The 20,097-nt window shown below is 36.1% G+C and carries 24 protein-coding genes and 1 riboswitch; of the genes, 13 read left to right on the forward strand and 11 right to left on the reverse strand.

Annotated elements, in window-relative coordinates; genetic code table 11:
* Positions 1-67: 67 nt before the first annotated feature.
* From PYW32_RS11865 to PYW32_RS11875, 3 genes are read right to left on the reverse strand one after another with little or no spacing between them, the layout of a single operon-like run.
* Positions 68-580 (reverse strand): transcription repressor NadR, encoded by a 513-nt coding sequence (locus tag PYW32_RS11865; RefSeq protein WP_016174070.1) that lies wholly within the window; start codon positions 578-580, stop codon positions 68-70.
* Between the two features lie 2 nt (positions 581-582).
* Positions 583-1,425 carry a chorismate mutase gene (locus tag PYW32_RS11870; RefSeq protein ID WP_016174069.1) on the reverse strand — a complete coding sequence of 281 codons (843 nt, stop codon included), beginning with the start codon at positions 1,423-1,425 and terminating at the stop codon, positions 583-585.
* 18 nt (positions 1,426-1,443) lie between these two features.
* The gene (locus PYW32_RS11875; RefSeq protein ID WP_016174068.1) at positions 1,444-2,145 is read right to left on the reverse strand and encodes an NAD-dependent protein deacylase; all 702 of its coding nucleotides are present in this window, start codon (positions 2,143-2,145) and stop codon (positions 1,444-1,446) included.
* A gap of 222 nt (positions 2,146-2,367) precedes the next feature.
* Between PYW32_RS11875 and PYW32_RS11880 the strand changes: the two genes are divergently transcribed.
* The 5 genes from PYW32_RS11880 (at position 2,368) to PYW32_RS11900 (ending at position 7,472) form a co-directional block, all read left to right on the forward strand.
* Positions 2,368-2,664, forward strand: a complete 297-nt coding sequence (locus tag PYW32_RS11880) for a hypothetical protein (RefSeq protein ID WP_016174067.1) — start codon at positions 2,368-2,370, stop codon at positions 2,662-2,664.
* 71 nt (positions 2,665-2,735) lie between these two features.
* A riboswitch (Lysine riboswitch) is annotated at positions 2,736-2,906 on the forward strand.
* A 107-nt stretch (positions 2,907-3,013) separates the two neighbouring features.
* A complete protein-coding gene (locus tag PYW32_RS11885) occupies positions 3,014-4,594 on the forward strand; it encodes an ABC transporter permease subunit (protein WP_016174066.1) in 1,581 nt (526 codons plus the stop codon).
* Positions 4,595-4,606: 12 nt separating this feature from the next.
* The gene (locus tag PYW32_RS11890) at positions 4,607-5,344 is read left to right on the forward strand and encodes an amino acid ABC transporter ATP-binding protein (RefSeq protein WP_016174065.1); all 738 of its coding nucleotides are present in this window, start codon (positions 4,607-4,609) and stop codon (positions 5,342-5,344) included.
* A 211-nt stretch (positions 5,345-5,555) separates the two neighbouring features.
* A complete protein-coding gene (gene brnQ, locus PYW32_RS11895) occupies positions 5,556-6,896 on the forward strand; it encodes a branched-chain amino acid transport system II carrier protein (protein WP_016174064.1) in 1,341 nt (446 codons plus the stop codon).
* A gap of 363 nt (positions 6,897-7,259) precedes the next feature.
* Positions 7,260-7,472 (forward strand): helix-hairpin-helix domain-containing protein, encoded by a 213-nt coding sequence (locus PYW32_RS11900; RefSeq protein ID WP_016174063.1) that lies wholly within the window; start codon positions 7,260-7,262, stop codon positions 7,470-7,472.
* On the opposite strand, the gene PYW32_RS11905 is transcribed toward PYW32_RS11900, so the two are convergent.
* The 3 genes from PYW32_RS11905 to PYW32_RS11915 all read right to left on the reverse strand — a co-directional run bounded on the left by PYW32_RS11905 (position 7,469) and on the right by PYW32_RS11915 (position 8,778).
* The gene (locus tag PYW32_RS11905; RefSeq protein WP_016174062.1) at positions 7,469-7,885 is read right to left on the reverse strand and encodes a methyl-accepting chemotaxis protein; all 417 of its coding nucleotides are present in this window, start codon (positions 7,883-7,885) and stop codon (positions 7,469-7,471) included. The genes PYW32_RS11900 and PYW32_RS11905 overlap by 4 nt on opposite strands.
* Positions 7,886-8,012: 127 nt before the next feature.
* Positions 8,013-8,354, reverse strand: a complete 342-nt coding sequence (locus PYW32_RS11910) for a PAS domain-containing protein (protein ID WP_016174061.1) — start codon at positions 8,352-8,354, stop codon at positions 8,013-8,015.
* A 175-nt stretch (positions 8,355-8,529) separates the two neighbouring features.
* On the reverse strand, positions 8,530-8,778 hold the full coding sequence (locus PYW32_RS11915) for a helix-turn-helix domain-containing protein (protein ID WP_016174060.1): 249 nt from the start codon (positions 8,776-8,778) through the stop codon (positions 8,530-8,532).
* Positions 8,779-8,926: 148 nt separating this feature from the next.
* Here PYW32_RS11915 and PYW32_RS11920 point away from each other — a divergent pair, with 148 nt between their 5' ends.
* Both PYW32_RS11920 and PYW32_RS11925 read left to right on the forward strand, forming a co-directional pair.
* Positions 8,927-9,208, forward strand: coding sequence for a helix-turn-helix domain-containing protein (locus PYW32_RS11920; protein WP_016174059.1), 282 nt, complete (start codon positions 8,927-8,929; stop codon positions 9,206-9,208).
* A 223-nt stretch (positions 9,209-9,431) separates the two neighbouring features.
* Positions 9,432-11,498 (forward strand): heavy metal translocating P-type ATPase, encoded by a 2,067-nt coding sequence (locus PYW32_RS11925; protein WP_420828458.1) that lies wholly within the window; start codon positions 9,432-9,434, stop codon positions 11,496-11,498.
* A 123-nt stretch (positions 11,499-11,621) separates the two neighbouring features.
* Here PYW32_RS11925 and PYW32_RS11930 read toward each other — a convergent pair whose 3' ends face one another.
* Positions 11,622-12,275 (reverse strand): deoxynucleoside kinase, encoded by a 654-nt coding sequence (locus PYW32_RS11930; protein ID WP_211210769.1) that lies wholly within the window; start codon positions 12,273-12,275, stop codon positions 11,622-11,624.
* Between the two features lie 235 nt (positions 12,276-12,510).
* Between PYW32_RS11930 and mvk the strand changes: the two genes are divergently transcribed.
* Genes mvk through fni form a run of 4 tightly spaced genes read left to right on the forward strand, consistent with a single transcriptional unit; the run spans position 12,511 to position 16,556 of the window.
* Positions 12,511-13,446 carry a mevalonate kinase gene (gene mvk, locus PYW32_RS11935; RefSeq protein WP_016174056.1) on the forward strand — a complete coding sequence of 312 codons (936 nt, stop codon included), beginning with the start codon at positions 12,511-12,513 and terminating at the stop codon, positions 13,444-13,446.
* Positions 13,439-14,431, forward strand: coding sequence for a diphosphomevalonate decarboxylase (gene mvaD, locus PYW32_RS11940; RefSeq protein WP_016174055.1), 993 nt, complete (start codon positions 13,439-13,441; stop codon positions 14,429-14,431). Before mvk ends, mvaD begins: the two co-directional genes overlap by 8 nt.
* Positions 14,428-15,519: a phosphomevalonate kinase gene (locus PYW32_RS11945; RefSeq protein ID WP_016174054.1), complete on the forward strand. Its 1,092-nt coding sequence runs from the start codon at positions 14,428-14,430 to the stop codon at positions 15,517-15,519. Before mvaD ends, PYW32_RS11945 begins: the two co-directional genes overlap by 4 nt.
* A complete protein-coding gene (fni, locus tag PYW32_RS11950; RefSeq protein ID WP_016174053.1) occupies positions 15,516-16,556 on the forward strand; it encodes a type 2 isopentenyl-diphosphate Delta-isomerase in 1,041 nt (346 codons plus the stop codon). The genes PYW32_RS11945 and fni overlap by 4 nt, the downstream gene beginning before the upstream one ends.
* 60 nt (positions 16,557-16,616) lie before the next feature.
* Here fni and PYW32_RS11955 read toward each other — a convergent pair whose 3' ends face one another.
* From PYW32_RS11955 to PYW32_RS11965, 4 genes are all read right to left on the reverse strand, one after another.
* Entirely contained in the window at positions 16,617-17,099 is a 483-nt protein-coding gene (locus PYW32_RS11955) for a hypothetical protein (protein ID WP_016174052.1), read from the reverse strand.
* Between the two features lie 115 nt (positions 17,100-17,214).
* Positions 17,215-17,409 carry a hypothetical protein gene (locus PYW32_RS11960; protein WP_249023802.1) on the reverse strand — a complete coding sequence of 65 codons (195 nt, stop codon included), beginning with the start codon at positions 17,407-17,409 and terminating at the stop codon, positions 17,215-17,217.
* A gap of 2 nt (positions 17,410-17,411) precedes the next feature.
* A complete protein-coding gene (locus tag PYW32_RS13405) occupies positions 17,412-17,684 on the reverse strand; it encodes a helix-turn-helix domain-containing protein (RefSeq protein ID WP_071859191.1) in 273 nt (90 codons plus the stop codon).
* Positions 17,685-17,777: 93 nt separating this feature from the next.
* Positions 17,778-17,960: a hypothetical protein gene (locus tag PYW32_RS11965; RefSeq protein ID WP_016174050.1), complete on the reverse strand. Its 183-nt coding sequence runs from the start codon at positions 17,958-17,960 to the stop codon at positions 17,778-17,780.
* 474 nt (positions 17,961-18,434) lie between these two features.
* On the opposite strand from PYW32_RS11965, the gene PYW32_RS11970 reads away from it, so the two are divergent.
* Entirely contained in the window at positions 18,435-18,812 is a 378-nt protein-coding gene (locus tag PYW32_RS11970; RefSeq protein WP_016174049.1) for a helix-turn-helix domain-containing protein, read from the forward strand.
* Between the two features lie 235 nt (positions 18,813-19,047).
* A complete protein-coding gene (locus PYW32_RS11975) occupies positions 19,048-20,094 on the forward strand; it encodes an MFS transporter (RefSeq protein WP_016174048.1) in 1,047 nt (348 codons plus the stop codon).
* The last annotated feature ends 3 nt before the right edge of the window (positions 20,095-20,097 follow it).

A 20,097-nucleotide genomic window follows, 5' to 3' on the forward strand; every position in this document is an offset into this window, starting at 1 on the left:
ATTTATTGCTTGTTGTGATTAATTTACAGTATCCAAAAGCAAATGTCAACAGGCTGATAGTATTTTTTTATTGCTGATATAAGATTCCTTTTTCAGCAAGGGCTTTCTCGATATTTTCGAACATTTCATCATCTTTGTAACGAATTGTATGCAAATGGATACCATCTGTTAAATGAGAAAGTAATCGTGCGTGTGATTTTTTATAATTTTTCATGAATAATTCGATGTCTTGCATACTACTAATTTGCAATTGACCGACTAATTCCCCATATAATTCATGGGCAACAATCACATCCACAACTTCGCCTCCCAGTGAAACAATTGTTTCAAGTTCTGCTCGGGTTTGTGCTTCGCTATGTTGTACAGCAATTTTACGTTCTTTCGCACAACTTATTTTTTCGCGTTTATAGCCACGAGCAGTTGCAATAATTTCTTCGCCAGATGCTCGCAATAAAGCAATATCACCCACGATAATTTGACGACTCACACCAAATTCTTTTGCAAAACGACTCGCACTAATCGGCTGAATCGTTTGTGCCAATTGCTCTAAAATAAGCTGACGTCGTTTTGTACCTTCCATTTTTATTCCTCCAAGTGACGGTTTTGATACGTACGTGAATGTTTCATCACATCTTTAAACGTATCCACAATCGTATCGGCATATTCTTCCTTTTCCACGTAGGTACGTACTTGCTCCAATACCTTATCTTCACGTGAGCTATCCAACACAGAAGTTTTGCTTTCTTTTTTAATACGTGCAATTTCAGCAACAACATTCATACGGTCTTCTAATAATTGGGTAATTTGTTTGTCTAAACGATCAATTTTTTGTCGTTCTTTTTCTAAAGGTGTCAATGTGTTGGGTTCTAGTTCGATTTCTTTGATAATACGAGCTGGATTTCCGCCAATCACCATATTGTCTGGAAATGATTTGGTCACCACACTACCTGCGCCAACTACCACATTATTGCCCAACGTTACACCAGGAACAATCACAGCACTGCCCCCAATCCAAACGTTATCGCCTATCGTAATCGGTGAACCATCTTCTAGCCCACTATTGCGTTTTACTGGATGTAATGGATGAGAAGCTGTATATAGTTGCACGTTTGGTGCGAACATACAATTATCTCCAATCCGAATTGGACAAATATCCAGCATGACGCAATCATAATTGGCATAAAAATTCTTACCAACAAAAATATTATAACCATAATCAAAGCGTAAATTGGGTTCAACATATGCACGATTAGCAACATGTCCAAATGTTTCTTTCAACAATTGGCCACGAATTTCTGGGTCAACTTCTTGATTAATTAAGCGCATTTGCTCGCGAGCAAATTTACGATCAGCTGCTAATTCTGGATCACCTGAAAAGTATAATTCTCCAGCAATCATTTTTTCTTTTTCACTACGAAACGTCATCTGAGTTCCTCCTATTAATTAAAGTTCTTTAAATACATGACTCGCATCTTCTTGTAATAATTGATACGAATAGGGCAAATCAATCTCCGTTTGATTGATAACTAAAACATCAGCCGAAGCCTTTTTATAATGAATCAAATCGCAAAATGGATGTACTTGAAAGGATGTACCGACAATCACGAGTAAATCAGCTTGAGCAACCGCCTGCATCGCTTCGTCCAAAACAGCTTGTTGAAATCCTTCGCCATATAACACCACATCCGGACGAATTTGTCCACCGCATGATTCGTGGCGGTCTGATTGGATATATTCTTGCCACGCAACTGCTTGATTGCAACGACGACAAGTACAAGCATACAAAGTTCCATGAAAATTTGTACAATGAGCGGTTCCCGCTTTTTCATGGAGCCCGTCAATATTTTGTGTCACTACGCGTATCTTCTGATTCGTAGCTAATGCAGCAATTTTTTGATGAATCACATTGGGTTTCGCTTCTGGATGATACAAATTCATCACAAACGTATAAAATTTCTCGGGTTCAGTTTGCATACATGTACGACTTAACAGATATTCTGGCGCTTCTAAACCTTGATAAATCCCCTTCAATGAACGATAATCCGGAATACCAGAGGGTGTTGAAATACCTGCACCTGTTAAAAAGGTAATTGCAGTTGCGTTCATTAATCGATTTTTCGCTTCCTGACGGTTACAATGATTCATTTTTCTCACCTCGTAACATATTATACGTGTAAAAAAATATTTGTGGGCATTTCAATGATTTTTTTTGAAAAAAATCCAGAAAAAAGTTTATTTTTATTCACCATTTATTTTTCACATTTTTTCACAAATCCGAGAAATATTTGCGATTTTTTCATGACACTCTTTTAAAAACGTGCTAAAATGAAACGTGATTGGATACAAAAAAAGTGAGGTGAAAAAGACATGTTGGCATCTATTATTTATTGGGCGATTATTTTCGTATGTATTGCTTGGGCTGTTTTAAGTGTATGGTTTTCTATTTTTTACTTATCTCGTAAAGAAAACGGAAATTTATGGGCCTTTGCATTTTTCAACGTAATTGCAGCAATTGTTCAAGCAATTTCATTAGTGATTTATCGTACATGGGGCTTCGGCGTCACACAATATTCAAGTTTAATTTATGTAGTTTTAGCTGTCTTACTTGGATTGACAGTTATTCAAGCAGTTCTAGGACGTGAACCAAAACTAAAAGCAGCTTAAGCTTTTAGTTGACAAATCATGTGTTTTCTTCTAGAATTTCCCAAGAGTCAAAATTGAATACGAGATACCTTCAACGAGGTAGAGGTCGCGAGGTTCATTAACTCTGTGGAGTGAAGCAACACATAGAAACAGAACTAGGGAACATCGCCGAAACAGTCTTTTTTTGCTTAAAAGAACTGTTGGGTCGCAAGTGAATAATTTGCGAACTGTCTTAGCAACAGCTAAGGTGCGCTATGTTTTTGTGAGAAGTTTGTTGACAAGATCGTCCAACAGCCGTTTTCCAATCATGGAGTGCGGCTGTTTTTTATTGTTCGTTGGCGTGCTCGTAAAAAAGAAAAGAGGATTTATTATGAAAAAGAAAGCAACCTTATTGGTCTTATTTTCATTTATCGCAACATTATTTTTGGGAATCACATCAACAAATTTTGCAGATGAAAATGACGATACGTTCCGTGTTGGGATGGAAGCAGCGTATGCGCCATTTAACTGGACACAAACAAATGATGCACATGGTGCTGTACCGAAAAGTGGAGAAAAAAATACATACGTCGGTGGGTATGACGTTGAAATAGCCAAACGAATTGCTGACGGATTAGGCAAAAAATTAGAAGTCGTTGCAATTCAATGGGATGGTCTTGTACCAGCCTTGAATTCCAATAAAATTGACGCCATTGTTGCTGGGATGTCCCCGACTGAAGAGCGTCGAAAAGAAATTTCCTTTACAGATCCTTATTATGAGTCACATTTAGTCGTAGTTGTTCAAAAAGAAGGCAACTATGCAAATGCCAAAAGTTTAGCCGATTTGGAAGGTGCTAAAGTAACTGCACAATTAAATACTTTCCATTATAGCGTGATTGATCAAATTCCAGGGGTACAAAAACAACAAGCTCAGCAAAACTTTTCAGCAATGCGTGTTGCCCTTTCTTCAGGTGTTATTGACGGGTATGTCAGCGAACGTCCAGAAGGTGTGACCGCAGCCAACGTCAACAAAAACTTTAAAATGCTTGAGTTTGCTGAAGCAGATGGTTTCCAAACGAATCCAGAAGATGTCCAAGTAGCTGTCGGCATGCGCAAAAACGATGAAAATATTGCCAAAGTCAATGACATTTTAGCAACGATTCCTCAAGAAGAACGCAATAAAATTATGGATGATGCGGTAGCCAACCAACCTTCTGCATCAGATGAAGAAGAAGCTGGACTTTTCCAAGTCTTTAAAAATATCATTACTCAATACGGTGGCTTATTCTTACGTGGTGCCGGTATTACTGTCTTCGTTGCGATTTTCTCAACTATCGCTGGTACTTTCATTGGTTTATTAGTCGGTGTTTTCCGTACACTACCAGATTCAGATAATCCAGTTGCTCGTTTCTTCCAAAAAATTATCAATTGGATTCTAACAATTTATATTGAAGTTTTCCGTGGTACGCCAATGATGGTACAAGCAATGGTTATCTTCTACGGCTTAGCTCTTGCTTTCCAAATCGATTTAAATCGAACCATTGCCGCGTTATTAATCGTCTCTGTGAATACTGGTGCTTACATGTCTGAAATCGTCCGTGGGGGGATTTTCGCTGTTGATAAAGGTCAATTCGAAGCCGCACAAGCTATTGGTATGACGCATCGCCAAACAATGACCAAAGTTGTTTTACCACAAGTTGTCCGTAATATCTTACCAGCAATCGGTAATGAAACAGTCATTAATATTAAAGATACTGCCGTTTTAAGTGTAATCAGTGTTGGTGACTTGTTCTATCAAGGAACGGCTGCTGCCGGAACTAACTTATTGTTCTTCCAAACGTTTACCATTATCGGGGCAATTTATCTTGTCTTAACCATTACAGCAACGCGTCTTTTACGCTTAATGGAAAAGAAAATGGACGGCCCTTCTGCGTATGTTCGTTTAGAAGAAACTGAAGAAACCCAACAATAAGGAGGAACCATTATGTCAGCAATTATTGAAATTAACCATTTAAAGAAAAGCTTTGGTTCAAACGAAGTCTTAAAAGATATCAATGCGACCGTGAATAAAGGCGAAGTCTTAACCATCATCGGTTCTTCTGGATCAGGGAAATCCACTTTATTACGTTGCATTAACTTGTTAGAAAAACCAACAAGCGGGAAAATTTTATATAAAGGTGAAAATGTTTTAGCAAAAGGTTACAGCTTACCAAAATACCGTACGCATTTAGGGATGGTTTTCCAATCATTCAATTTATTTAACAATATGGATGTGTTAGAGAACTGTGTCACAGGGCAAGTAACTGTTTTAAAACGCAATCGTGAAGAAGCCAAACAAGTGGCGTTAGAAAACTTGAAAAAAGTCGGCATGGAACGTTTTGTTTCTGCCAAACCAGCACAATTATCAGGTGGACAAAAACAACGTGTCGCAATTGCACGTGCATTATCCATGAATCCTGATGTGATGCTATTTGACGAACCTACTTCTGCACTCGATCCAGAAATGGTTGGTGAAGTATTAAAAACAATGAAAGATTTAGCAGAAACTGGCTTAACCATGGTGATTGTTACCCATGAAATGGGCTTTGCTAAAGAAGTTTCTGATCGTGTCATTTTCATGGATAAAGGGGTTATCGCCGAAGAAGGTACTCCTGAAGATATTTTTGTTCATCCAAAAGAAGTACGTACCAAGGAGTTTTTACATCGTGTATTAAACGATTAACCCCGTCTATTGTAAAGCATTATAGAAAAATTCAAGCTATTACAGATTCTCTACTGATAGCTTGAATTTTTTGTCTTGTTTTTATGTAGAAGATACTTTCTTCTTTTCATGAGTATTTACTGAAAAAATAATAATATGAATTGCTATTTCGGATATAGTTTGTTACTTTGAGGACAGCAATTTTTTAGTATTTTTAGAAAGTGAGTTTGTTATGGAAAAAAAATTAATATTCAAAGATTATCTTTATATTGGTTCCATGTTATTTGGATTATTTTTTGGAGCAGGTAACTTAATTTTTCCTGTTCATATGGGACAAGAAGCAGGGGCAAATGTTTTTGCTGCAAATTTAGGATTTTTAGTAACAGGAATTGGCTTACCTTTTTTAGGTGTGATTGCTATTGGGAGTTCCCAAAGCAATGGATTATTTGATTTAGCATCAAAAATTAATAAGAAATATGCCTTTATTTTTACCATTTTACTTTATTTAGTTATCGGTCCCTTTTTCGCGCTTCCTCGTTTAGCCACCACTTCTTTTGAAATCGGGCTAGCTCCTTTTATACCTGAAAAGCAAATAACATTGGTGTTAGCTTTATTCAGTCTATTGTTTTTCTTTACTGCGTGGTGGTTTGCGCGTAAACCGTCAAAATTATTGGACTATATTGGAAAATTTTTAAATCCATTGTTCTTACTTTTATTAGGAATTTTATTATTGATGGCATTTATTAAGCCAATGGGGGCGATTAATAGTGCACCGGTTCAAACAGCTTATGAATCAAACGCATTCTTCAAAGGCTTTGTAGAAGGTTACAATACGCTTGACGCTTTAGCCTCTTTAGCATTTGGAATTATTATTGTCACCACCATTCGTCATCGTGGAATCACTCGACCTGCAACCATTGCTATTGACACGATTAAATCGGGTGCCATCAGTATTGTATTAATGGGCGTTATCTACAGTCTTTTATCTTACATGGGAACCATGAGTTTAGGGACGTTTGCGTTAAGTCAAAATGGTGGTATTGCGCTCGCACAAATTGCTCAACATTATCTAGGAACGTTTGGTAGCATTGTATTAGCTTTAATTGTTATTATTGCTTGCTTAAAAACAGCGATTGGTCTCATTTCGGCCTTCTCAGAAACTTTTATTGAATTGTTTCCCAAACAAAACTATCTCTTTTTTGCTACTAGCGTCAGTTTAATGGCCTGTCTATTTGCAAATATTGGTTTAACAAAAATCATTGAATTTTCTACACCGGTCTTGATGTTCTTATATCCGTTAGCAATGACACTGATTTTATTAGCAATTATCGGACCACTATTTAAACATGATTCACGTGTCTATCAAATGACCACTTATTTTACATTAATTGCTTCAATTATCGATGGCCTAAACGCTAGTCCAAAATTTTTAGCTAACACGAGTTTTGCCCAATGGATGATCCATTTAGGCGAAGAGTATCTTCCGTTGTTCGCCATTGGCATGGGATGGGTCTTACCTGCTTTCATTGGTTTTGTCATTGGGATTAGTTGGTACTTAATTGATCGAAAATAGTTATTTTTCGCGGATTTTTAATAACTTTAAAACACTTTTATCACAAATAATTCACATTTATTATTTATAGTATATGTATACCAACAAACAACCCTAACTAACACTTTTTCATTTTTAACTCCTTGCCTGCCAGCTACCCACTGGCAGGCTCTTTTTTTTACTTTTTTTGTTATTTTAGTAATTTAACTAAAACGAAATATTTTCATCACACTTTTTTCACATCTCTTCTTTATAGTATAAGCATACCAACAAACAACCCTAAAACACTTTTTCATTTTTACTCCTTGCCCGTCAGCCCCCACTGACGGGCACTTTTTATTTTCATTTATGTTAAAATCAATCAAAAAAAAATGGAGAATCCTCATGACCCCTACCTACGAAAAATTTTTAACGAATTTATCAAAACCTGCTCGTAGTGCCTTATTATATGCAACAATCGATTCATTTCAAAAATTAGCTAGCTATACTGAAAAAGAGATCTTAGCCCTACATGGTGGCGGATCAAAATCTCTGCTAGTTATTTATGAAGCCCTTTCAAATGAACAGTTACAATTAAAAGATGCGACTAACACTTAATTGACATCTTTTAAAATTGTTGCTTCATCGTTCAAACTGTTCGCTGTCTCTAGTAGTTTTTTATAAGAAACTAACAGACTTTCCAAATTTTCTTTCGATGCATTAATTTTATTGTTTGTGGAAGTAGAACTTTCCAAAACTTTAATGGTTTGTTCATTAATGGACTCAATATTTTCATGAATATCTTGCGTTAATTGTTTGGTTTGATTTGCTAATTTTTGCATTTCACTCGCAACTACACTAAAGCCAGAAGCTTTGTTCCCTACTCGAGCAGCTTCTAAGGAAGCATTGAAAGATAAAAGCTTAGTTTGTTGTGCTACTGAATTAATATCAACCAAGATAGATGAGATTTTTTTTATATCTTCTTCTAAAATTTTAGTTGCTGACTGGTTATTTGAAGATAATGTATCCACGTCTTTCAAATTCTCAGTTAAAATACCTATTTTTTCATTTCCATCTGTGGAAATATCGGTTAAAGCATCCGAACTATCTTGAACTTTCTTTATCGTATCTGATAATATTTGCTCTTTCTTAGTAATATCAAATGCTATTTTGATTATTTAACACAGGAAAATATACACTTTCTAAAATAATTTGTTCACCATTTTCCCTTTTTCTAAAAATTTTGTCTTGGAAACTTTTTTTCAATATAAGCAGAGAATCCCAAAAATTCTGATAATTTTCGCTATAAATATACTCATCAAAACAAAATGTTTTATGATGTAAATGTAATATCTCCTCTTGTGAGTATCCTAAAGCAGCTGCCATCTTTTCATTAGAAAAAACAACTTCCTTATTGGTATTAAAAATAATTACTGCTAATTCTTTAAACATCGAATTAAAAAACAATTCTTTTTGTTGTGCGTCTAAATTAAAATTCATTAGAAAACACGCCTTTCTGCATTAAGTAGCATTATATCTATCGATTAACATTTCTCTTTTTTAATCATTTATCCCTATATAAATAACATTTTGTAATTAACCCTCTATAAATAATAAGAAATATCCTCTATTAATAGTTAGAAAAATCTATTATTATTTTAACTATCTATCTTATTTATTTTGAACAATGAATCTCCTTTTTCGAAACTTTAATAAACATCTTCTCTAATGGAATCTCTAAAATATGCGCAATGAGCGGAATCTCTTCCGGTTTAAAATTGATGATGCCGTTCTCGCGCCGATAATATTTTGTTTTATCTAACACTTCAATTAAATTAACCATTTTTTGTAAGGAATCCCCTTTTTCAATACGGGCTTTTTTGATTAGTTCCAAATTCATCTTATAGGCTTTTCCATCCTCCATTTTCAACACCTCTCTTTCTCACTGTATATTTCCATTTTAGAAACGTCAATACAGTTCGTTTCTTTTTTATCAATATTTCGTAGCTTTTTTCGCAACGGTGCTAAAATGAAGCCATAATTATTCTGGGAAAGGAGCGTGTTTTTTTATAATGACCAATGACCTTGCGAAACGAATTATTGATTTACGGGAAAGCAAGAACTGGACACAAACACAGCTGGCTAAAAAAATGGATTTAAGCAAATCAATCATGAGCAAAATTGAATCTGGACATCGCAAAATCACCACAGACGAATTAAAATCGTTGGCAGAAATTTTCGGTGTTTCAACAGATTATTTACTAGGAATTGCTTCATCCACTACTTCTTCACAAACAACATCCTTCGATATTCACGATTTATTAGAATCTAATGCACAAGATTCTTTACAATAATCAAGGTTTTCTTTCTAAAACAGACCGCTCTTACATCAATGACTTATTAGAAGTGTATTTCTCACATAAAGATGACGATAAATAAAAAGATTGGCATGAATGAGATGGATTCATGCCAATCTTTTTTATGAAATTTTTTTCTAAATAGCTATTATTTGACAGACAAAATGGACAAGTCTACAATAAACTTAATAATGATTACGATTGTAAACTAAAAAAAGGAGTGCTTACAATGAATCCCAATAATCACGAAATGCATCATACACATCACGATGAACATTCTCACATGCACGAAATGAACCATCAACAGATGACTGGCATGGAGCATTCCATGCATATGGGGAATTTCAAACAAAAATTTTGGCTCTCTTTCGTATTGGCAATTCCTATTATTGTGTTGTCCCCAATGATGGGGCTGGAGTTACCGTTTCAATTTAGTTTTCCCGGATCAGAATGGGTCGTATTAATTTTAGCAACTATTCTCTTTTTCTATGGAGGACAACCTTTTTTAAGTGGCGCCAAAATGGAACTCAAGCAAAAAAATCCCGCAATGATGACTTTGATTTCTTTAGGAATTACGGTTTCTTATCTTTACAGTGTTTATTCGTTTGTCGCGACACATTTTTTTCATCAACATGTGATGGACTTCTTTTGGGAACTGGCTAGCTTGATTGTCATTATGTTATTAGGGCATTGGATTGAGATGAATGCTGTTTCTAATGCTAGTAATGCCTTACAAAAATTAGCTGAACTGTTGCCTGATGAAGTAACAAAGCTACATGCTGATGGTCATGAAGAACGACTTTCTCTACAAGCTGTTTACGAAAAAGATATCTTAATCGTTCGCGCAGGAGATAAGATGCCCACAGATGGGGTAATTTTGAAAGGTCAATCAATTGTTGACGAATCTGCAGTAACTGGCGAATCCAAAGGGGTTAAAAAAGCAATTGGCGACCGTGTCATTGGGGGTTCCGTCAATGGCGATGGCACGATTCAAATTCAAGTGACAGGCACAGGCAAAACGGGCTATTTGGCAAAAGTAATGGAAATGGTTCGCAAAGCACAAGCTGAAAAATCGCATTTAGAAGCATTATCCGACAAAGTTGCGAAATGGCTCTTTTATGTCGCCTTAACCGTAGGATTGATTGCTTTTATTATCTGGCTCTCTTTTACCGATTTACCGACTGCCTTAGAACGCATGGTCACCGTTTTTATCATCGCATGTCCTCATGCTTTAGGTTTAGCTATTCCTTTAGTAGTAGCGCGCGCCACTTCCATCGCTGCCAAAAGTGGGCTTTTGTTAAAAAATCGCAATGCGCTTGAAAATGCCCATGATATTGAGATGATTTTCTTAGATAAAACAGGAACGCTGACCCAAGGAACGTTTGCTGTGACCGGTGTTGAAGTGATGGATACCACTTACTCTAGTGAAACGATGCTAAAATATATTGGTGCATTAGAAGCGTCCGCAAACCATCCAATTGCAACAGGAATTATGAACTATTTAAAAGAGAAACAAATCACGCCTTACACAGCACAAGACGAACAAAATATTTCTGGGGTAGGATTATCTGGAAGTATCGAAGGTAAAACGGTTAAGATTATTAATCAAAAAGAGCTGCAACGAATAGGACAAACCATCGATACTCATTTGCTTCAACCGTATCAAGAACAAGGCAATACCATCAGTTTTCTGATAATTGACGACCAGCTAATTGGGTTTATCGCGTTAGGAGACACAATCAAGCCAGAAGCCCAACAGTTCATCGCTCAATTACAACAACGCGGCATTGAACCGGTCATGCTAACTGGTGACAATGAAGAAGCAGCTAAAAATGTAGCTCACTATTTAAACATGACCACTTACTACGCAAATTTATTGCCTGACGACAAAGAACGGATTGTCTCTGATTGGACAAAAAAAGATAAACGACTCATGATGGTTGGTGATGGTATTAATGATGCCCCTAGTCTAGCTCGTGCGACAATTGGCGTAGCTATCGGTGCTGGGACGGATGTTGCCATTGATTCTGCCGATGTCGTATTGACCAATAGCAATCCTGAAGATATTTTACATTTCTTGAATTTAGCCCAAGCGACGCGTAAGAAAATGATTCAAAATCTTTGGTGGGGTGCTGGTTATAACATTCTGGCAATTCCCTTAGCAGCAGGTGTGTTAGCCCCCTTTGGATTTTTATTGAGTCCGGCAGTCGGCGCCATTTTGATGTCACTTAGTACGATTGTAGTAGCCTTAAATGCGATGACATTAACACTCAAAAAAGGACTATGACGTAAGTAAAAACAAGACAAAAATATCCGAACAAACTAGAATGAATGCCATCAAATTTAGGAACATTCTTCTATTGTTCGGATATTTTATTATTAAACGACTTATGTCACAGCCTTTTTTTGGTTACTGCACTTCTTGACGGATCTCTTGTAATTTTGCTTCAATTACATCCAAGACTGTTTCAGCAGCTTGCGTATCTTCTACAAAATTCAGTTGATCGCCATCAATTTGAATTTTCGGACTTGCATCATATTCAGCAAACCATTGATCGTAACGACGATTCAATTCTTCATAATAATCATATAAATCTGGATCGTGTTCAATTTGTTCAAACTCGCGACCACGTTTTTTGATGCGTTCCAACATGGTTGGGAAAGATACACGAATATGAACCAACAAATCAGGATGTTTTTTATGTGAAGCATACGGTAATTCTTCTAACATATTGGCTAATAACTCATCATACACGCGTACTTCAGTATCCGTTGCACGACCTAAATCCGCATTCAAATGAAACAATAAAGAATCTTCATAAATCGACCGATCCAATACATTATTATCATCTTTTAACGCTTGTTTAATACTGTCAAAACGTTTATTTAAAAAATAAATTTGTAATAAAAAAGCATATTTATTTGGATCTTCATAAAACAGTGGCAACACTTCGTTGTCATCAACGGATTCATAAAAAGCTTGACTACCTAGACGATTAGCCAATAATGCTGTCAAACTTGACTTCCCGGCACCAATCGTTCCTGCTAATACAATCACACTCATTTCCTCCAACTCACTCATCACTAAATATAGTATTATTTTTTCAACTTACCTACTGTACCCCACTATATATAGTATGGTCAAGCGAAAGTTAGCTAAACTTTACGTAAGAAAATTCTCAAAAAAAGTCTTAAGATTTAGGATTTTTTCTTAGAATCAACATTGAGGGCTTAACGAGACGGCATTAATCTAGTAAAATAGCTAAAGGATTCTATTATGAAAAAGAAAGAGGTACGTCATGTTAGCACAGGGTATTGGAAAAGCCACTGGAAAAATTATTTTGATGGGAGAACATTCTGTCGTTTATGGCGAACCAGCAATTGCGTTTCCTTTTAGCGGGACACAAGTTATCGCTACTGTGAAAGAAAATCAGGTTGTGTCGTTATGCTCTACTTATCACGAAGGAACATTCGACCAAGCACCTTTAGGATTAGCAAATATCCAACAATTAACCACCAAACTACAACAACATTTACATACGCCCAACTTTCATTTAACCATTCAAAGCACTATTCCTTCTGAACGTGGAATGGGATCAAGCGCTGCTGTAGCTGTAGCTGTGACACGTGCTTTTTTTGACTGGCAAGAAAAAAATTTGTCACAAGCAACCTTGCTTGAATATGTGAATTTTTCAGAAAGCATTGCGCATGGCAATCCAAGTGGGATCGATGCTGCCGCAACAAGTGGCAACAACCCTATCTATTTTGAGCGTGGCAAAGACTTTTTGCCTTTCCCTCTAAATATTGATGCCTATTTATTAGTCGCTGATACGGGAATTAAAGGACAAACACGCGCAGCTGTTCGTTCAGTCGCAGCTTTATTTGAAACAGCGCCCGATGAAACCAGTTTAGCTATTCATCAATTGGGGGTATTAGCCAAAACAGCCAAAGAAGCAATTGTTCATAACGAAGCCAAAAAACTTGGACTTGCTATGACAAAAGCACAAGACTATTTAAAACAATTAACCGTCAGCAATAACACCTTAGATACTTGCATGGAACTAGCATTAACTGAAGGTGCACTTGGCGCCAAACTAACTGGTGGCGGTCGTGGAGGGTGTTTTCTAGTCCTTTGTGACACCAAAGAAAAAGCCGAAATAATTGCGACGAAACTAAAAGCATATGGAGTCAAAGATATTTGGCTTCAAGGATTAGGAGTTTATCAACATGTATAATGGAAAAGCACGTGCATATACAAATATTGCCTTAATCAAATATTGGGGAAAAAAAGACAAAGAATTAATTTTACCGATGAACAATAGTTTGTCCTTAACTTTAGATGCTTTTTACACAGAAACAAGTGTCTCTTTCTCTCCCTATCACACCAAAGATAGTTTTGTATTAGATGGACAACTACAAGACGAAAAAGCGACTGCCAAAGTTAGCCGCTTCTTAGATATTGCTCGTAAAAAAGCTGGTGTGAACGACTTTGCTCAAGTTGAAAGTCAAAATTTCGTTCCTACTGCTGCTGGTTTAGCTTCTTCTGCTAGTGGATTAGCTGCTTTAGCTGGTGCTTGTAATGATGCCTTACAATTAGGTTTATCAGAAAAAGAACTCTCACAACTTGCTCGCCGTGGTTCTGGTTCTGCTTGTCGTAGTGTCTTTGGCGGGTTTGTTGAATGGGAAAAAGGGCATTCAGATGACACCTCCTATGCGCAAGTCGTTCCTTCTGATGACTGGGAAGAAGAATTGGCCATGATTTTTATTTTGATTAATGACCAACAAAAAGATGTCTCTAGTCGTGATGGTATGGAACGAACAGTCGCTACATCTGATTTTTACGATGGTTGGCTAGAAACTGTTAGCCGAGATATTCAAACAGCGAAACAAGCGATTGCTGCCAAAGACTTCCAAGCATTAGGCGAAGTAACTGAAGCCAATGGGTTAAAAATGCACGCCACTACTTTAGCAGCAACACCACCTTTTACTTATTGGTCACCAGATAGCTTAAAAGCGATGAATAAAGTCCGTCAAATTCGTCAAACAGGACTTGCTTGTTACTTTACAATGGATGCTGGTCCAAATGTCAAAGTCTTATGTCAGAAAAAAGATGTCTCCGCCATTTTAGCGGCCTTACAAGAAGACTTTACCAAAGAACAATTAACCTGTGCGTATGCCGGTGAAGGGTTGAAATCTTTAGAAATGGAAGTGGCAAAATGATTGAAGTATCTGCTCCGGGAAAATTATATATTGCTGGTGAATATGCGGTCGTTGAACCAGGACATCCTGCGATTATTGTTGCTGTAGACCAATTTATTACGGTGACGATTGATAGTGCAACGAAAAATGGCAGTATTCAATCACAACAATACAGTGAATTACCGATTCGTTGGACACGTCGCAATGGCGAATTAGTGTTAGACCATCGAGAAAATCCTTTTCACTACATTTTAGCAGCAATTCGTTTAACTGAAAAATATGCACTAGAACAAGGAACCTTGCTGGCTTTTTATGATTTAAAAGTAACCAGTGAATTAGATAATTCGAATGGAAGAAAATATGGTCTCGGTTCAAGTGGTGCCGTAACAGTCGCGACTGTCAAAGCATTGAACCTCTTTTACGACTTAAACATGGATCAACTAACGCAATTCAAAATTGCTGCATTAGCTCATTTAGCTGTTCAAGGAAATGGTTCGTGTGGGGATATTGCCGCAAGTTGTTACGGTGGATGGCTCGCTTTTTCAACATTTGATCATAGTTGGGTAAAAGAAAAGCAAAAAACATGGTCTATGTCACATCTATTAAGTAGTGACTGGCCACAATTATCCATCAAACCATTAGCCATGCCGAAAAATTTACGTTTGTTAATCGGATGGACAGGTAGTCCAGCGTCTACGTCTGATTTAGTTGACCAAGTGAATCAATCCACACAAAACCAATCAGAAAAACAAGAAGCTTATCAACAATTTTTAACAAACAGCAAGACTTGTGTCGAAGATTTAATTGATGGATTTGTCGATGGCAATGTCACAAAAATTAAACAAATGATTAGTAAAAATCGACAATTATTAGCTGATTTATCCTGCATTACTGGTGTCCGTATTGAAACACCTGCATTGAAGCAACTGTGCGATCTTGCTGAAGCATGTGGTGGCGCAGCTAAATCATCTGGAGCTGGTGGCGGTGATTGTGGGATTGTGATTGCCGATCAAAAAACGGGTATTTTGCCTTTAATGAGTCGTTGGGAAAAAGCCGAAATCACCCCTCTACCCTTACATGTCTATCATTATCGAGGAGGAATTAAATGAACCGCAAAGATGAGCACGTCTCTTTAGCCAAAGCTTTTCACAAAACGAAACGAAATGATTTTGACGATGTCGCTTTGCTCCATCGTTCATTTCCTAGCGTCCGAGTAAGTGATGTTTCCATTGCTACCGAGCTTTTTGAACAGCCATTAAGCAATCCTTTTTTCATCAACGCAATGACTGGTGGGAGCGAAAAAACCAAACAATACAATCAACAGCTCGCGATTTTAGCACGTGAAACAGATTTAATGATGGCAACTGGCTCCGTTTCAGCCGCATTAAAAGACCCGACTGTCGCAGATTCGTATCAAATTGTCCGTAAAGAACATCCAAATGGTTGTTTTTTAGCAAACGTTGGTGCTGGGACGTCTTTAGAAAATGCGCAACGTGCAGTGGACTTGTTTGAAGCAAATGCGTTGCAAATCCATTTAAATGCGCCACAAGAGCTAGTTATGCCAGAAGGTGACCGTGATTTCACAAATTGGCTACAAACCATTGAAGAGATTGCTACGCACTTAGAAATCCCTGTGATTGTAAAAGAAGTTGGTTTTGGCATGACACGCGAAACGATTCAACAACTTTTATCCGTAGGTGTCACCATCATTGACGTTGCGGGTAGCGGTGGTACAAGCTTTACACAAATTGAAAATGCACGCCGCAAACAGCGTGAATTTGCCTATTTAGATAACTTCGGCATTTCCAATGTCGCTTCACTTTTAGAAGCGAAAGATGTTCCGGTACCGTTTGAATTGATTGCTTCAGGTGGTATTCGTAATGCGTACGATATCTTTAAAGCACTCTGCTTTGGTGCGCAAACAGTCGGTATCGCAGGTACAATTTTAAACCATTTATTATCAAATGGCTTAGAAGAAACAATTGCTTTAGTCCGTCAATGGCAAAGTGAATTGCATATCCTATACGCGATGACTGGTACAACCGAAACCGCCAAACTAAAAAAAGTGCCGCTTATTTTAACTGGTCATGCCAAAGAATGGTGTGAACTACGAAATATTGATTATAAAAAATATAGCTCACGCTAAAAAAGAAGGCTGAGATACCGTTTTGTTTAACCACAAAACAGTATCTCAGCCTCTTATCTATTATCTTCTACTTAATAATCGTTGGAAAAATCCTTGTTTGCATACAGCTGGGACTTCATCTAAATCAACCAACTGATCTTTTAACATGCGTTGAAATTCCAAATTATCCTGTAACATCAAACTATTTAATTCTAATACACCTTGCAAACTAGTCCATGTACGACGAAGTTCTCCTTCTTTTTGCCCAAACAGTTCGCCATCTTCTTCAATTAATTGCGCCAATTCTTCTACCAATGAACGTACTAATTGATTTTGCTCACCTAATAAAGCAGAAATCTCTGTTGGTTCAATCGCTTTTGTTGCTGCCCCTTCGACAAAGTCTGTCACAATCGACAAGCTGTCTGCATAATCACGTAATTCAAAAATAAACGTCTGTGTTATTTCACGATTCATCAATGAACGATTTTGGCATAAACGCTGTTGTAACGCCACCAAACTCACTTGTGATTCAGCAAGCTGTCGTAATTGTTCTTCTATCGCCATTTTGTTTTGCACACTCCTAAATTGTTGATAGATACAGTCTACTCCAAAGCAAAAATTCGTCAAGAGAAAACCGCTATTTATTTAGACAAAATGAGAAAAACATTCATTGATAGGTTTAGTATATGTATTTCCAACTGTCTTTTCTTGAATTTTGTGGTAGTTCCATTAAATATTCCGCATTAATAAACATCTCTTCCAATTCTTTTTTTAGTAACTGAGACTGATTGTTGATAAATAACCACAATGCCAATACTTCTATATTTTCTTTTTCTGGTGTTAGATAAAATGCGCGACAAAGACGTCTACTCAAAACTAAATATTCTTCTGATTCAATCCACTCAATACGTGTAATTTTTTGATGCACAAAATATAAAAACATAAAAAAAGCAAACGAATTTGACTTTCTTTTCCTACAATTGACACCTTTTTCCCTATCTTTATAAAGCAATCATATGGTTTAAGAAAAGCATTAATTCGACTAATGAGTCGTCTTAACTTAGAAACACTGATTTGATGGGTTTTACAAAAATCTTCAGTTAAAAAGAAACGGTTTAAAATAAGTTGTCTAAAAACATCATAAACCAATTCTTCTGTATATATAATTTCAAAAATATTCTGGAAATTAGTGCCATAACGAAACAGGCCAATTCCATATTTTGTACTAATTTGTAAATTTAATTATTCTTGCTTGTATAAAGAAGAAATAGTCAAAGATAGCTCATTTAACACTTTCCGAACTGTTTGACTGGTACCTTTTTGCAAAGATAATGCGATTATTTCACTGGTTACATACTCTTCTTGTTGGTCTAAAAATAAGAGTAATTCTCTCTTTAAACGAGATTCTTTTGAAAAACCAAACATTAAAATGCCTCCTTCACTTTCGTTGACTGCATCTTTACGATAAGAATGGTCAGGTTAAGTGTCTTTATTCTTTCATAAAACTTTATTTTCCCATTGCTTTCGTGACTATATTTTGTTATTTTAAAGAATTATTAACATTGTTTCTTTTTAAGAAAGTTTCCGAACAATTTTTTCTAATATTAGCAAAGAACAATTAAAATATTTACCATAAAAATAAAATGCTTACTGACAATTGTGGTTTTTAATGCAAGTAACATACGATTAATTTTATGGATATATGATAAAAAACGTTTTGGATATATTATATGTTATTAAATAAAATGTTTCTGTTTTAGAAATCTTTTTTTTGTTATAGTCCGTATTTTTACTTATCGTCAAAGTTTTTTTATATTAAATCCCATCAACATTTTTGTATCTTTTTTAGAAACAATGTTACACTTATCATGAAAATATAAAGAGAGAGGTAGAGATTTAGTGACTGACAATATTATTGGCAAAAAAATTATGGATTTACGAAAACAACATAACTGGTCTCAAGAAACACTAGCAGAGAAACTAGATACGAGTAAATCAACAATAAGTAAGATAGAGAACGGTTCTAGAAAACTTACTACGGATGAATTAATTCGTTTAACAGAAATTTTCAATATGAGTGCTGATTATCTATTAGGTCTAAAAAATGTACCTTCTGAGCTTCAAACAAATCACTGTGATTTAGCAAATTTACTCAATTCTGATATTCAATTAAAGTATGCGGATAAATTTATTGTTTCCGAAGATGAAAAAGATTTTTTTAACACCGTTATTTCTGGGCACTACCAGTTAAAAAAACAGGTACAAAAACATGAGTAAATAACTGATTCTTTTGAATTTGCTGTGATTATTTGGTTATTATCTATTAATTATCTCCTTCTCAAAATCACTTTTCAAAAATTCATCTTACTCATTCCAATTGAATAACTCTTTTTATTGCATGTTTCCATTTTTACCAGAAAAATTTGTCACTTTTAGTCATTGACGGTTAAAAACTAAATTTGTTATACTGGCTCGATGTCTTTTGACTAATTTTTTTACAAAGGAGTTTCTCATGCAAAAGTTTAAGGTTCAGAGTATTATCCTCATTTCAATTGCCTTTATTTTGGGGTTTAGTGAATTTATTATTGTTGGAATTTTGGAAGATTTATCTGCTGCGTTTTCGGTGGAAATGTCAACGGTGGGGTATTTAGTGACCATGTTTGCTTTGATTTATGCCTTTAGCACACCTGTGATTACCACATTAATTGGGCCTCGTCGCTTACAAAACGTCTTATTGCTCTTAATGGGCATTTTCACCATCGGAAATTTAGCAACAGCTTTAGCACCCAATTATGTCATCTTAGCAAGTTCACGAATTGTCGTGGCCATTGTTTCAGGTGCAGCGATTTCAGTTGCGATGGCATTTGGGACACATTTAGCACCTCGAGAGAAACGGGCGTGGTTAATCGCGTGGCTGTATTCAGGATTTAGTGTTGCTTCGGTCTTTGGTGTGCCTTTAGGAACTTGGTTAAGTGCTCAATTTGGCTGGCGTTCGGCTTTTTATTTTATTACCTTTTTAAGCTTGATGATTTTATTTTTGATCAAAGTGAGTTTACCAGCTGATTTTCGTCAACCTTCTTCTGGTTCCAATCGTTTGAAAGCACAACTTGCGATTTTTAAACACCGTCAAATCCAATTAAGTGTCTTGATCACTATGTTTAGTTTAGCTGGTGTTTATGTTGTCTATACTTATTTACGTCCGATTTTCTCTACAGAGTTACGTATCAATACGTCATGGATTACAATTGCATTTATTGTGTATGGATTTATGTCGCTATTAAGTAATCAATTTAGTGGAAAAATCGCTGAACAACGTGGGTTAATCACGATGCCAAAAATTTATGTCTTTCAAGCCGGATTATTATTGTTACTTCCTCTCTTGTTAAATATTCGTGTCTTAGGATTAATCGATATTATGTTGCTTGGGTTAACGATGTATTTGATTAATTCACCGATTCAATTATTTGTCTTGGGGATTGCTGAAAAAGAGTTTCCACAATCCTTGGTTCTTGCGTCTTCTTTAAACTCTATTTTCGCAAACTTTGGGTGTCAATTTTAGTTT

This window comes from Enterococcus saccharolyticus subsp. saccharolyticus, assembly GCF_029023825.1.
Taxonomy (GTDB): domain Bacteria; phylum Bacillota; class Bacilli; order Lactobacillales; family Enterococcaceae; genus Enterococcus_F; species Enterococcus_F saccharolyticus.

Coding starts and splice junctions, on each gene's coding strand:
- PYW32_RS11865 (WP_016174070.1), bottom strand. CDS start 580: ATGGAAGGTACAAAACGACGTCAGCTTATTTTAGAGCAATTGGCACAA.
- PYW32_RS11920 (WP_016174059.1), top strand. CDS start 8,927: ATGACCAATGACCTTGCGAAACGAATTATTGATTTACGGGAAAGCAAG.
- fni (WP_016174053.1), top strand. CDS start 15,516: ATGAACCGCAAAGATGAGCACGTCTCTTTAGCCAAAGCTTTTCACAAA.
- PYW32_RS11915 (WP_016174060.1), bottom strand. CDS start 8,778: ATGGAGGATGGAAAAGCCTATAAGATGAATTTGGAACTAATCAAAAAA.
- PYW32_RS11900 (WP_016174063.1), top strand. CDS start 7,260: ATGACCCCTACCTACGAAAAATTTTTAACGAATTTATCAAAACCTGCT.
- PYW32_RS11955 (WP_016174052.1), bottom strand. CDS start 17,099: ATGGCGATAGAAGAACAATTACGACAGCTTGCTGAATCACAAGTGAGT.
- PYW32_RS11945 (WP_016174054.1), top strand. CDS start 14,428: ATGATTGAAGTATCTGCTCCGGGAAAATTATATATTGCTGGTGAATAT.
- PYW32_RS11930 (WP_211210769.1), bottom strand. CDS start 12,275: ATGAGTGTGATTGTATTAGCAGGAACGATTGGTGCCGGGAAGTCAAGT.
- mvk (WP_016174056.1), top strand. CDS start 12,511: ATGTTAGCACAGGGTATTGGAAAAGCCACTGGAAAAATTATTTTGATG.
- PYW32_RS11910 (WP_016174061.1), bottom strand. CDS start 8,354: ATGAATTTTAATTTAGACGCACAACAAAAAGAATTGTTTTTTAATTCG.
- PYW32_RS11870 (WP_016174069.1), bottom strand. CDS start 1,425: ATGACGTTTCGTAGTGAAAAAGAAAAAATGATTGCTGGAGAATTATAC.
- PYW32_RS11885 (WP_016174066.1), top strand. CDS start 3,014: ATGAAAAAGAAAGCAACCTTATTGGTCTTATTTTCATTTATCGCAACA.
- PYW32_RS11880 (WP_016174067.1), top strand. CDS start 2,368: ATGTTGGCATCTATTATTTATTGGGCGATTATTTTCGTATGTATTGCT.
- PYW32_RS11890 (WP_016174065.1), top strand. CDS start 4,607: ATGTCAGCAATTATTGAAATTAACCATTTAAAGAAAAGCTTTGGTTCA.
- brnQ (WP_016174064.1), top strand. CDS start 5,556: ATGGAAAAAAAATTAATATTCAAAGATTATCTTTATATTGGTTCCATG.
- PYW32_RS11875 (WP_016174068.1), bottom strand. CDS start 2,145: ATGAATCATTGTAACCGTCAGGAAGCGAAAAATCGATTAATGAACGCA.
- PYW32_RS11965 (WP_016174050.1), bottom strand. CDS start 17,960: ATGTTTGGTTTTTCAAAAGAATCTCGTTTAAAGAGAGAATTACTCTTA.
- mvaD (WP_016174055.1), top strand. CDS start 13,439: ATGTATAATGGAAAAGCACGTGCATATACAAATATTGCCTTAATCAAA.
- PYW32_RS11975 (WP_016174048.1), top strand. CDS start 19,048: ATGCAAAAGTTTAAGGTTCAGAGTATTATCCTCATTTCAATTGCCTTT.